Origin of the sequence: Enterobacter sp. 301B (genome assembly GCF_003850715.1) — a bacterium.
In the GTDB taxonomy this organism is placed as follows: Bacteria; Pseudomonadota; Gammaproteobacteria; order Enterobacterales; family Enterobacteriaceae; genus Enterobacter; species Enterobacter intestinihominis.
On the sequence record NZ_PQTC01000003.1, the window covers coordinates 108198 to 120408 of the forward strand.

11 protein-coding genes are annotated in these 12211 nt (G+C 52.6%); 8 read left to right on the forward strand and 3 right to left on the reverse strand.

Annotated features, from left to right (window positions below; translation table 11 throughout):
* Positions 1-14: 14 nt before the first annotated feature.
* Genes C3451_RS04730 through C3451_RS04740 form a run of 3 tightly spaced genes read right to left on the reverse strand, consistent with a single transcriptional unit; the run spans position 15 to position 3852 of the window.
* A complete protein-coding gene (locus C3451_RS04730) occupies positions 15-2507 on the reverse strand; it encodes a fimbria/pilus outer membrane usher protein (RefSeq protein WP_045621003.1) in 2493 nt (830 codons plus the stop codon).
* Between the two features lie 15 nt (positions 2508-2522).
* The gene (locus tag C3451_RS04735) at positions 2523-3215 is read right to left on the reverse strand and encodes a molecular chaperone (RefSeq protein WP_001223973.1); all 693 of its coding nucleotides are present in this window, start codon (positions 3213-3215) and stop codon (positions 2523-2525) included.
* A gap of 52 nt (positions 3216-3267) precedes the next feature.
* Positions 3268-3852 (reverse strand): fimbrial protein, encoded by a 585-nt coding sequence (locus tag C3451_RS04740; RefSeq protein WP_045621004.1) that lies wholly within the window; start codon positions 3850-3852, stop codon positions 3268-3270.
* Positions 3853-4226: 374 nt separating this feature from the next.
* Here C3451_RS04740 and C3451_RS04745 point away from each other — a divergent pair, with 374 nt between their 5' ends.
* The 8 genes from C3451_RS04745 to C3451_RS04780 all read left to right on the forward strand — a co-directional run bounded on the left by C3451_RS04745 (position 4227) and on the right by C3451_RS04780 (position 12207).
* The gene (locus C3451_RS04745; protein WP_022646580.1) at positions 4227-5039 is read left to right on the forward strand and encodes a winged helix-turn-helix domain-containing protein; all 813 of its coding nucleotides are present in this window, start codon (positions 4227-4229) and stop codon (positions 5037-5039) included.
* An 18-nt stretch (positions 5040-5057) separates the two neighbouring features.
* A complete protein-coding gene (locus tag C3451_RS04750) occupies positions 5058-5528 on the forward strand; it encodes a hypothetical protein (protein ID WP_045621005.1) in 471 nt (156 codons plus the stop codon).
* A gap of 227 nt (positions 5529-5755) precedes the next feature.
* Positions 5756-6379, forward strand: coding sequence for a common pilus major fimbrillin subunit EcpA (locus tag C3451_RS04755; protein WP_003860995.1), 624 nt, complete (start codon positions 5756-5758; stop codon positions 6377-6379).
* Positions 6380-6424: 45 nt separating this feature from the next.
* The gene (locus C3451_RS04760; RefSeq protein WP_022646582.1) at positions 6425-7102 is read left to right on the forward strand and encodes a fimbria/pilus periplasmic chaperone; all 678 of its coding nucleotides are present in this window, start codon (positions 6425-6427) and stop codon (positions 7100-7102) included.
* 6 nt (positions 7103-7108) lie between these two features.
* Entirely contained in the window at positions 7109-9703 is a 2595-nt protein-coding gene (locus C3451_RS04765) for a CS1-pili formation C-terminal domain-containing protein (protein ID WP_124304241.1), read from the forward strand.
* The gene (locus C3451_RS04770) at positions 9681-11279 is read left to right on the forward strand and encodes a hypothetical protein (protein ID WP_045621007.1); all 1599 of its coding nucleotides are present in this window, start codon (positions 9681-9683) and stop codon (positions 11277-11279) included. Before C3451_RS04765 ends, C3451_RS04770 begins: the two co-directional genes overlap by 23 nt.
* Before the next feature lie 6 nt (positions 11280-11285).
* Positions 11286-11939 carry a hypothetical protein gene (locus C3451_RS04775; protein WP_045621008.1) on the forward strand — a complete coding sequence of 218 codons (654 nt, stop codon included), beginning with the start codon at positions 11286-11288 and terminating at the stop codon, positions 11937-11939.
* Positions 11940-12012: 73 nt separating this feature from the next.
* Positions 12013-12207, forward strand: a complete 195-nt coding sequence (locus C3451_RS04780; RefSeq protein WP_022646586.1) for a hypothetical protein — start codon at positions 12013-12015, stop codon at positions 12205-12207.
* Positions 12208-12211: the final 4 nt, after the last annotated feature.

Consider the following 12211-nt stretch of genomic DNA (forward strand, 5'->3'; position numbering starts at 1 on the left):
TTGATAATCCGTAATTAATGGCAAACCGATGAGGGGCTGTTCAGCCCCCAGGCTGGGGCGGAGATTTCGCACTTCCCGCCCCGGAGATGCACGTTGAGCGCGCGTGGCGGCTGTTCAGCGCGGATATACAGTACGCTGGCCTGGCCGACATACCCGACAGATTCACCGTGTTCATCAAGCACTTCAGTGCCAAAAGGCAGCGGTTTGCCGTCGGCACGCGTCGCATGAAGTACCCATGACTGGCGTTTGTCGGTTTCGAAGCGGATGTAGCTCACCGCCCCGTCGTAAGGGGCCACGTTAGCCATGTTGCCGATCACCTCCGCGCCAGCGCTGTTTTCCGTTTGCGATAACGTAATGGCGTTTTTGCGATACGGGGTGGCGTAAGGCACCAGCGCCACGCCATCGCGGTTCGTCATAATGCTTTCATCGCCGTTCACCATCAGTCCCTCCGCTTTTGGCGCATCGACGATAGTCATGGTTGTGCCGGTTTCGTTTGAGGCGAGAACGTGCCACGGGTAGGCCACCAGGCTTCCCCGTCCGCTGAGCCCGGTCTGGCGGTAGTCGGAGGATTCGCTGTAAGAGCCACCGAGTGTCGCGAAGTTCGAACGGTACGCGGCGTTAACGCTTGCCGCATTTTTACCCCCCCGCGCATTACTGCCGGAGAGGGTGTAGCTCAGTCGGTTCGATGCCAGCGCGTTCCCGCTCATGCTGATATTGCTCTGCTCATAATGCGAATCGCTGGCCGTCAGGCTGGAGGTGATCCAGGCATTATTATCAAACAGCGAGAACGGCAGGCTGAGGGAGAGGTAAAGGCGCGTCTCTTCTTCACTGTCCCTGTTCCGTACCCGGCTGGCCGACAGGGTATAGCTGGCGCGGCCGATGGCGTTGGAATAGCCCATCTGGTATTCGCGCGTGGTTTGCTGTGAGTTCCAGTAATCGCGCTGTGTGCCGGAGACAAATACCGTGCCCCAGTTATTGAGCAGGCGCTGATTAAGGTTAAGCGTAAAGGTATTCTTGGGCTGCGCCGCGCGCAGGGCATCCCAGGTGCTTAGCGACATGTCGGGCGCAACGCCAAACCGATCTTCATAGTCGTCGTACTGCGCTCTCAGGCGCTGATACCCTTCGCGCGAATAGAGCGCGTCGCTGAAGCTGTAATAGCCTTTAGTGGAATAGCGATAGGCCGCCAGGGTGAAGTTGGTGGCGGTGGTATCGATAAATTTGCTGTACGACACGCGATAACTCTGACCGCTGCTGGTGCGATCCTGGAGGGTGGTTTTGGCGTGGGTGACATCAAACGAGACCGCGCCAAACGGAAGGTTCCACCCGGTACCGACAAGCCCGGCCTGGTAGTTATCGCTAATAATCGTTCCTGTATACCCGGTGATGAGGTTATTAAACCCGTAGCGCAGCGTGGCCTGCATGAATGCGGGTTCGGCATCGAGCGTGTTCTGGTGCACTTTACCCGCCACCACGCTGTACTGACTCACCCCTTCTTTTAGCATCCCGGGCACGGCGGAAAACGGCACCGTGAAGGACTGCTGTGAACCGTCCGCTTCACGCACCACCACCAGCAAATCGCCCGCGGAGCCGGTAGGCTGAATGCTGTCGAGGGTAAACTGGCCCGGCGGTACGTTCTCCTGATAGATCACGTTGCCATTCTGGATAACTTTCACCAGGGCGTTCGTCCGTGCCACGCCGTGAACCACCGGTGAAAAACCCTGCTGTGAATTTGGGCGCATCTTCATGTCCGACGCCAGCGACACGCCGCGCACGCGCAGGGAATCAAACAGATCGCCAGGAATATAAAAGTCACCCAGCGTCAGGTTGGATTTCAGCGAGGCCAGGGGACGGCGCAGGTAGCGGGTATTATTCTGCCAGCTACTCTCTCCGCTGGCCGTTTTCCGCCAGGCGCTGCTGTCACGAAACTGCCAGCCGAACAGGTTGGCGCCGGAATCCAGCCCGGCATAAAAATCATCATTTGTGTCTTTCGCAGCGCCTTTTGCGTGGGTGTTATACCAGGTCGTGTTCCACGAGAGCATCAGCGCCGGGATCCCCTCGTCCCAAAACTGGGGGGCAATGTAACCTTCTTCAGTACGCAGCACGGCCGCCTGCGGAACGGTAAGCGCCAGACTCAGGGTGCTGGTATTGGTTTTGACTTCACCGCCCTGAACCAGATCGCGCAGCTGCACCTGCCCGTGCGCAATGGCGGGCGCAGGTACGGACGTGGTGTTGATGCCAAGCGACCGGGCATCTTTCCAGGCAAGGCGGATGTCGTCACGCTGCTCGCCGTAGATGACGGTATAACGTCCCTTCCAGCTGCCGTTTACGTAGATATCCATCTCCTGATTGCCGGCAGGCATGGCGTTGTTTTCGGAAAAGCGAGACAGATCGGACTCACCGGATGCGCCAGCAAGCAGGGAGGGATCAAACGAGACGGCCCCTGATTTATGCGAAAGCAGAAGCGTGCAGACTGCCAGCAGACAGAGTCTGTTTTGTTTCATTTTCATGGTGAGTCTTTCCGATCACTGACTGGTGAAAGTCCGGGTTTTATACGCGCCAAGATCGTCCACATACATCAGCTGGAAGGTTTGTCCGCGCTTAACCGTATTTTTTGCGGCGACCGTCAGCTGCCCAAACGGGGAAACCATCGGGGACTCCTGGAGCAATTTCGTTTTACCCAGCGAAATATTGGCGACCGTAATATGGAACGGACTGTTATTTGTAATGCGAAAGCGATCGCCTTCGGCGGCGAGCGTCAGTTTCGCCACCGCGTCATCCAGCGTGCCTTTCAGCGCAGCGGGCCGGTAAAAAAGTTTGATACGGGATTTAATCGCCAGCTGAACGGTATTCTGATTTTGCAGATTTTCAGGTCTGGGCGGAATGTCGAGGACATTCAGGAAAAAGACGGATTCGCGATCCGCAGGCAAGCTGGACGGCAGCTTTTTAATACGAAGCTGTTGGCCATTATGTTCGTTAACTTTTATCACCGGCGGCGACAGCAGAAACGGCACATTGGCTGTTTCCGGCGTGGAATTAATATCACCGTCATCTATCCAGGATTGCACCAGAGCGGGCGCATCGCCCGTATTCATTAACTGGACGATCACCTCTTTGTTATTTTCAGGATAAAGGACACGGGTGCCATTAATGACAATATTGGCCCATGAGTGACCGGTGCTTAGCAGTAAGCCTGCCAGCAAAATTGCCTTGCGCATGATTGCAACCTTAAATACAGGCTCTGCGAAAACAGAGCCTGAATAATCATTATTACAGGTAGGAAATGGTATACGTTACGTTGGAGCTTAACTCGCCCACGGTGGCGGCAGTGGCGTTCGTTTTATAGTAATAAACATCCAGCGTCAGCGTCTCGGAATCTGGCGCGGTCGCTGTACCCATAATATCCGTAGTGTAAGGCTGGTTCAGGGTAATTGGCGTAGACGAACCTGGCTCCACTAACGCAAAACCGACATTACGTGCCACACTGGCATCGCTTTCGTTCACGCTGTTATTCAGCAGGTATTTACCGTCAGTGGAAATATTATCCGCGCTGGAGAAATACACTTTCAGCGGGGTACCGGTTGTTCCGGCTGCTGGTGAACAACCTGAGAACGTCAGCGCAATGGATTTTTTATTCTTAGTGATCAGGCCAACCGTGGTGCCTGCATCTTTTACCGAAATAGGGGAAAGCGCAACGGTAAAGTCCGCGCTTTTACCGCCGTTAATGGTACAGGTTGTATCGGTAATAGCGCCGGTAAAGTTAATGATACCACCCGCTGAATTGTCTGCGGCAACTGCGCTGGTAGAAGCAATAGCGGCGGCCAGCAGTGATACGGTCATGATCGATTTGAACATGATAAACTCCATGAAGATTTGTGTTATTTAAAATGAATGTTAATCGGCTACACATGTCCCTGATGTACCGGCTAGACGCATGGCGACTCGGGAGAATGCTTTGACGATATTATGTTGCACTAAAAAAGTACATAACAAAACATTATTCCAACAACTTCTAAAGTTTAAGATTATAATCTTGCGAGTTAGTTTTTTTTAATGTTTTAACCTAAATGCGTTAGTTCGAATATTTTTATTAATGATTTAATAATTGTTAATTAATGAAGCTTTATGAATTCATCTCTCAATTAATATCACGCGACTTGACCACACAAACTTTAGACTTATTATTGCCTGGCAAATGCACATAATTTTAACAATGGCGTAATAATAATATGAAGTATCTCATTGATCTTACAATGCTTTATGAAGTCGACACCGGTATGATCATGATTAATGGAGAGGAAGAGTCATCCATTAAGTTATCTAACCAGGCGGGTCGTCTGCTTTATGAACTTATCATCAATAATGGTAAAACTCTCGACAGAGACGACCTGATAAAGAAGGTCTGGGAGGATCATGGTTTCTCTGGTTCTTCGGTAAGTCTGAATGTTGCCATAAGTGAAATCAGAAAAGCATTTCGTACTTTAGGATGCGATCCTTTACTGATAAAAACGATACGTGGCAAGGGATTTAGCCTTGCCGCGCATATTGAACATCACACGGTCAGGCCGCCGGTCGTTTCAACGCTTAGTGAGCAATCTGCCTCTGAAGCATTCGATACGCTAGCGCATAAGAAAGATGCCGATCCGCCTAAACAATTAATATCGCTGCACAGACTCTTTATTTCTCTTTGCACGTTATTACTGATTACCGTTATCGGCACCGCTGTTTTACTGTTGCACCAAAGGGATTCCTATGCCGAGAGCCTGAAAGATTCTGATATGCATCTGCTCGGTAAAGTGGACCGGTGTACGGTATACCTGATCGATAAGAATATGTATCAGCCGCGACAGCACTACTTTAATCACGTAAAAGAGGTCATTGCCAGTCAACATATCGACTGTCAACACCAGGTTGCAGATGCTTACTATTCCAGGTTTAAAAAGTCGCAGATAGAAAATTATTTCCTGGCCATCTGTTATCAGCAGGACAGTATCGACGATTATAAGAACTGCATTTCTTACAGAAGCCTGACCGGGAGTTAAAATATGTCAAGGACTAAAATGAGTGTACTGTTCAGTATCGTACTGGCGCTGTCTGCCATCGCGTTGTTGTGGATCTATTTTACCAGAACGCAGGATGAGGGGTTTGGCTGCCAGTCAGATACCATTTCCTGGAAAACCTATTCCACGGGTGAGTTAACCGATATGTCGCTAACCACGCTTTTCCTGTTTAACAACAAAGATGTTGTGACGGTTATTCATAAAGGCGTACTCAAGAAAGAGGGCAAAAGCTACCTGATTGACAGAAATTACACGCTCAGCGTGGAAAAAGTCGACGGAAGCAATATCTTTTATATTAAGAATAAAAAGCTGAATAAATCTGAAGATGATGCGGCACCGGATGGCGTTGTAAACGAAATGTTACTTGATAATATCAACTTCTTCTATATTACCCGCGTTAAACCGCACGCCTGGTTAATTAAGGGGCTGGTTTTGCCTGTAATGATGTGTGTGGCTGTTCCGACGTCCTGATATTTCTCTTTATTGAAAAATCGATATTTATCTATTGCTCGGGAAATTGAGTGATTTACTCAATACGTAACAATAAGATACGAGAAATTTATTTATATTTTTATTGTTATTCTCCGGCGAGTGAATTTTTCTGTATTGCCTCGTTATTTTGCGGCTGTCTATACTCCGCCTCGAAAAAGGGGCTCCCCTTTTTATACACGTGGATTCTTTTTTGAAGGACTAAATAAATGAACAAACTGAACGCTATCGTTCTGGGCTCCCTGCTGTCTGTTTCTGCCCTGAGCGCAGTTAATGCAGCAGAAACGACGGCTTCTGCCACCTGGCAGGCAACCGCGACCAAAGACAGCGAATCCGACCTGGTTGTTACGCCAACGCGTGCTTTGAACTTCGTTTACAGCGCCAATACCAAATCTTTCAACACCGATACCGGTCTGTTTGATGTGGCTATCCGTGGCGATCACTCTACGGCGACCAGCTTCAAACTCGAAGCTATCCTCGACGATTCAAACAACACGCTGTTCAGCGTGGGCGGTGAAGCGACCAAGCTGAAAGTGGGTGCGCGTTGGGGCGGTAACGACCTGGGCTCTATCGGTGGCACCGTGGGGGCGAAATCAACCGCATGGACCACGCTGGTTGATTCTTCTTCTAACACCGGCGTCTCTTCTGGCCTGTGGAACCTGACCACCAGCGCAGGCGCGGCGGCAGATACCGAAATTACCGGCCAGGACAAATTCGTCTTCTACGTTGACTCCGCTCAGGACAACGCGGGTACTGCGAAAGAGTTCAAAGACCTGACCAACAGCCTGTGGGAAGGGACCGTATCTGTTGCGTTCCGCGCAACCTGGGGCTAAGGCCTGATCGATCCAGGGGCGCAAGCCCCTGTTTAGGGAAATAGCATGTTTAACCTCAAATCCGCCTTCTTATTTTTATTATTTATCTCTTCCTCCGCGCTGGCCATTAATGTGGGAAAAGTCACCACCATTATTCCTGCGGATGCTGACTCCACCGCCAAGGAAATAAAAAACGAAGCAGACAGCGTGCGTATTGTTTCTGTTCGCGCACAGCGGATCAGCAGCCCAATGGATGAAGGGATCGTCATTAATCCGGAGAAAGTGGACGAACTGTTGCTGACGCCCACGCGCATGGTAATGCCCGCCGGTACCAGCAATATTGTCAAATTTTACTATCACGGAAACGCCGATAACAAAGAGCGTTACTACCGCATTACCTTCACGGATGAAGGGGTGAGCGAAGAGGTGGACAGCGGTTCACCAAAAAACGGTACCGGGATGACGCGCGCGGTGGTGAGCACCATTCTGGTGGTTCAGCCCCGTGATAAGAAGATCGACTTCGTCTATGTGGCGGGAAAAATAACCAATAAAGGGAACACCGCTTTTCGCGTCAATGCGACCGGAACCTGCCTGAAGCCGAATCCGGAATCACCGACTACGCCGTGTACCAAAAACTTCTACCTGATGCCGGATACCTCGCGCGCTATCGAGGATATCAACGTTACGGATAACCATTTTCATCTCGGAATATGGGACCTGAAACAGTTCATACCTGTTAAGTAAGGATGCATGGTGAAAAATAAATTAGTGTTGCCGGTGATGATGGCTTGCGCATCCGGCACGCTGCCCGCGCTTGTGCATGCAGCCTCAAGCTCCGTGGTTATCGCTAATTACCGTTTTCCCGACTCGCTTTATGCACTGCTGGAGCAGGGGATCAAAATTCCCGTCTATCTGGTGAATACGCGTCCACACTCAGCACAACAAGGGAACCACGAAGGCACGGCGAGCGAATATGTTCGTATCGGTGACGTGACGCTCTTTGCAAAAGATCTGAAGCTGGGGCTGAGGGACGTTCAGGTCCAGGAGTCTGATAACGGCATTCGTCTGTCAAAAGAGATGAGAACGTTATTGCAGAGCATTAACGACAAGCAGTTTGATGACCAGATGCGCATTCCGGTAAGTACGGGTTCGGCGTTCGAGCTGGATCAGAAAAAAATGCGCCTGTTGCTGAATCTGTCGCAGAGCGACTATGGGGTGAATATTCGCCCGCGTGAGGTGGACATTGATGCGCCGGAGTCTGACGACCTGAGCGGCACGTTCTCCTACAACCTCGGGGCGTATCACACCGAGAGCGGCTACGGTGACAGCTGGTCGTCGGGCTATCTGAACGCAAGAAACTGGATCTCAATGGGCATTGATCATGTGCTGATCGACGGCTCTGGCTACATCAACGAGAGCAGCAGCGATACCCAGATGAATGCGGTTATGTGGGAGCGCGACTATCAGGGGATGCGCTACGCCGCGGGCATGCTGAACGGCTGGGCGATGCAGTCTCTGGCGAGCGTCAGCGGGATTTCCGGCGGTGAAGTCTACGGCGTTTCCATGGGCAACCAGGCCAACTCCCGTAAGCGCGATAACACGCTCTCTCTGACGCCTGTGGTGGTCTATTTCCCCACGGCGGGCGAGGCCCGTATTCGTCGTGACGGGCAGCTTATCGGGATTCAGCGCTTTGACGTCGGCAACCATGAAATTGACACCAGCAGCCTGCCCTACGGGATCTACAGCATCGAAGTTGAGGTGGTGAGCGGAAGCCGCACCGTGTCGCGTAGCATGTACACCGTGAATAAGCCGTTCTCCAGCAACGTGTCGGAAACACTGCGCTGGCAGATGTGGGGCGGGATGTATAGCCGCGATAAATCCGTCGTCAATTATAAAAAATACGCGAAACACAAAAACGAGCAGGACAACACCTACTACTACAATTACGACACCAAACATAAAGACACCATGTCGCTGGTGGGGGCCTCGTTCAGCAAGCGCAGCGGGATGGTCGACTGGAACGCCTCCACCTACATGATGCGGGAACACATCGTCAGCGAGCTGTGGGCCTCCCTGAACCTGACGGGCTATTTCTCGGTGAATACCCAGACCATGGCCGCCTCCGACGGAACGTACCGCGCCAACTACGGCGCGAATCTCAGCCTGCCGTGGCAGATCGGTTCGGTCTGGTACTCCCATGAACAGCTCTCCAGCGGCAAGTTCCTCGATATCTATGAGAGCAAGGGCAACACCTGGGGCGCCTCCTTTAGCCTGCCGTCGTTCGGCCTGCCCTCAGCGGGCAACCTGAGTCTGATGCGTCAGGAGGACGACCTCTATCGCTATAAACGCTATCAGCTGGACTACTCCCAGGGGTTATACGCCGGTCGCTACGGTACGGCGCGCCTGCGGGTGGGGATGTCGCGCAACAAATACGACGGGTATTACGAAGAGAAAGATCGCTACGTGATGCTCGATTTCGCCATACCGCTCGGCAATACCGTGTCGGTTGGCGTTTCCCACAATCGCGATACCGGCACGGCGCTGAACGTCAGCGCCAGCCGCCAGTTTGAAGGCGATTACCTGAAATCGGCCACCGCCAACGTCTCGAAAGCCTTTAACAGCCGCCAGGATCGCAGCGTAAGCGGCGGCGGCAGCGTGAACTTCGACACGCCGTGGAACAGCAACATCCTCAGCGTCCAGAGCGGCATGAGTAAAGGATGGAACTCCACGCTGACCAGTGACGGCAGCGTGGGCTGGTCCAAAGAGGCCATCGCCGCCGGGAAAGGCACCGAAAGCGCAGGGGTGATTGTCAGTACCGGTCTCAAATCTGATGAAGCGCTGACCCTGAAGCTTAACGGCCGGGCAGAACGCATCAAAGGGGATAAAACCTGGCTGTCGCTGCCGGCATACCAGGCTTATGACCTGGAAGTGATGAACAGTGAAACCGGTACGGAAAGCTATGAGATTGGCGCGAATGCGCGTCGCCATATCACGGTTTATCCGGGCAATACCGTGGTGATGAAGCCGCAGGTGAAGAAAATCGTCACCCTGTTTGGCCGCCTTGTGGATGCAAACGGCAATCCGATTGGCGCCACGCAGATCAAAAACCACGTTGGGCTGACCCGGACGGAGAACGACGGACGCTTCGTGATCGACGTTGATAAGAACAACCCTGTCCTGAGTATCGCCACGCCGGACGACAGCGTCTGCGAAGTGCGCCTGGACATTGAGTCTAACCGCGGTGCGCTGTGGCTCGGGGACATCTCCTGCGACAAAGGCGATTTCGTCTGGCAGGAAGCAAAAGGAACGCAGGAACGTGACGATGAAAAAGATATTCGCTCTTAATTTGCTGCTGATGAGCGCGGTGGCCCATGCGCAGGAGCTGCCCTATTTCGCCATTAATAATCCGGACAATAACGGTACGGGAAACAGCGCGGGGCTGTTTAGTCTGAACAGCACCTCGACCGCGTTTTTACACGGTTCGCGTGAGTGGCCGACGCTGAGCGCGAAAACGAATAACGGTATCGCCACTTACATCCCGGACAACAGCTACAGCGGTCCGGCAGGCAGCGCGCTGACCATCGACTTTTCGGTGACCGGTTCCAGCGCCTCTCCGTTCTTTAAAGGGACGGCGTGTTCCTCGTCCTGCGGCAACACGGGGTACACCCCGACGACCCGCTATACCGATACGTCGATGGTGGTCAAGCCGCCGGTGATGGAGCCCGGCACGTCATACGGGCGCTGGGTCCTGGGCGATCCGTTCTTTAACTATCTGCTCAACGCCGCGCCAGGGGATGAAGTGACCATCACCTCCACGCCGCAAATCAGCTCCATCAACAAAGTGACCACCACCAATACGCTTCACAAGGTGGGCACGCTGACCATGACCAACGCCAGGGCGCTCAACCTGGGGATTGACCCGATCAGCGGCGAGGTGACGATAGTCGATGGATCAACGGGGGCCACCTGCACCAAATACACCCGCAACACGATCTCTGGCGTGCTGTGCGACCTGCTTGAATACACGTTTGTTGGGGAAGATATCTCCGGTTACAACGGGGGGCTGGCGCTCACCTCTTCCCGCGTCAACAGCGTGCTGCAATCGCACATGAACGGCGGCACCGGGCTTGCCGCCGAGCTGACCTTCGATGAAAACACCTGGTACAGTATCTCCGGCGGTATCCTGAGTGATACGCGTGTCCTGGCAAACACCTTCCTCGCGGCGCCGCAGAAAAACGGCGGCAAAGCGTACCTTAAAATATTTTTGCCGAAAGCGTTAATTCTGAGCGTGGCGCAGGCGGGGGACGGCAGCAGCATTGGCAATATCGTCAGCCTGTGCCTGACGCCCGGCAACAGCTCGCTGGCGGCGGATTTCTGCTTCCAGCCGGGGGGCGGCCTGGTGATTAACCCTATTCAGCCGGGGCTGGAGATTACGCCCGACAACCCGGATTACGCCCTCGATCCTGACGGTCTGGGCGGCTCCGGGAAAGGTATTATCGGCGAAGCGCCCATTGAGATCCCCTACACCATCACCTACAGCGGGGCGCAAAAAGATGCGGCGATTGCGGTCACGGTAAAAGTCACCGGGCCTACTCAAAGCCTGAATGGGGTGGACTACTGCGCCTTCAGCGGCAACGGCTTTACGGTTCCCATTCCGGGCAACGTGCTGGTGGGGAAAAGCCAGACGCGCATGGCGCATAACTGTAAAGGCGAGGTACTGTCGATCCCGGCGCCGGCCACCCATGCGGAAGAGTGGGACAAAATGAGTTCCGGCGTGACCGATATGTGGCTCTGGAAAACACCGCTGATCCTCCAGTTCGTTATGGATAATCCGGTATCGAAGACCACCTATGACGGAAATAGCTGGTTTGGCGAAGTGACCGCGCAGGGAAGAATAGATGTTAGCGCATCCTGGAATTAATCAACCATGACTGGAAAATTCCTGGCTATTTTTGCAATAAATTGCTTCATTTCCACAGGGGCAAATGCTTTAATTATCGAAAGTCTGAATATTGATTTTCTTCCCGAAAGAGAAGTTGTTTTTCAGCCGATAAAAAACGATACCAGCGAACGTCAGAATTATACCGTTTCGCTTATTCAGGTAGACGTTCCTAAAGAGAAGGGAAAAGAAACCGAAATAAAAGACGGCGAAGTCATTTATTCGCCTAAGCAATTAACGCTGGGGAGCGGTGAGCGCGCGGGTTTTAAATTTTACTATACCGGCCCGCATGACAACAAAGAGCGATACTATCGCGTAAAATTCACCGAGACGCCGCTCCAGGCAAAGGTCATCACGCGCAAAGGCCAGCGCATCCAGTCGGATGTGGTGGTCTCGCTTGAGGCTATTTTGATTGTCCGTCCATGGACACGATATTTTGATTATGCGTTTAGCAACGGGGTGGTGAGTAATACCGGGAATACCTATTTTAAATATGTTTCCTCGGTCGGGTGCAGTACGCAATACAATAATTCAAAATATATTCCTCCAGGGCAACGGCTGGAAATAGATAATGCCGGGCAGGCTGCAAGGCGAATGATTATTTATGGCAATAAAATCATTCCGCTGACCACCTGCCCGTAGCAACCGCTTTCCTTCATAAAAGGAAATTAGCCTTTAGCATCATGCTAAAGATCCATCACTACAGGAGATAAAAATGAAAGCGATTTCATTCGTAGAAGCGAAAGACATTATTGGCGGCGCGTTAAACCCGTTCGCTGGTCTGGTTAAAGGTGCACAGCTGGGTTACGACACTGGCGCTAGCATCATGGGCATGGTTGGCGGTGTGGTTGGCGGAGTTCTGGGTGGCGCAATGGGCTTCCTGGGCGCGCTGGTTGGTAGCTACAACTAATTCA

Bases quoted from the DNA above. Each gene is read 5' to 3' on its own strand.
- C3451_RS04730 (WP_045621003.1), bottom strand. From the start codon at position 2,507: ATGAAAATGAAACAAAACAGACTCTGTCTGCTGGCAGTCTGCACGCTT.
- C3451_RS04750 (WP_045621005.1), top strand. From the start codon at position 5,058: ATGAGTGTACTGTTCAGTATCGTACTGGCGCTGTCTGCCATCGCGTTG.
- C3451_RS04760 (WP_022646582.1), top strand. From the start codon at position 6,425: ATGTTTAACCTCAAATCCGCCTTCTTATTTTTATTATTTATCTCTTCC.
- C3451_RS04770 (WP_045621007.1), top strand. From the start codon at position 9,681: ATGAAAAAGATATTCGCTCTTAATTTGCTGCTGATGAGCGCGGTGGCC.
- C3451_RS04745 (WP_022646580.1), top strand. From the start codon at position 4,227: ATGAAGTATCTCATTGATCTTACAATGCTTTATGAAGTCGACACCGGT.
- C3451_RS04765 (WP_124304241.1), top strand. From the start codon at position 7,109: ATGGTGAAAAATAAATTAGTGTTGCCGGTGATGATGGCTTGCGCATCC.
- C3451_RS04755 (WP_003860995.1), top strand. From the start codon at position 5,756: ATGAACAAACTGAACGCTATCGTTCTGGGCTCCCTGCTGTCTGTTTCT.
- C3451_RS04740 (WP_045621004.1), bottom strand. From the start codon at position 3,852: ATGTTCAAATCGATCATGACCGTATCACTGCTGGCCGCCGCTATTGCT.
- C3451_RS04780 (WP_022646586.1), top strand. From the start codon at position 12,013: ATGAAAGCGATTTCATTCGTAGAAGCGAAAGACATTATTGGCGGCGCG.
- C3451_RS04735 (WP_001223973.1), bottom strand. From the start codon at position 3,215: ATGCGCAAGGCAATTTTGCTGGCAGGCTTACTGCTAAGCACCGGTCAC.
- C3451_RS04775 (WP_045621008.1), top strand. From the start codon at position 11,286: ATGACTGGAAAATTCCTGGCTATTTTTGCAATAAATTGCTTCATTTCC.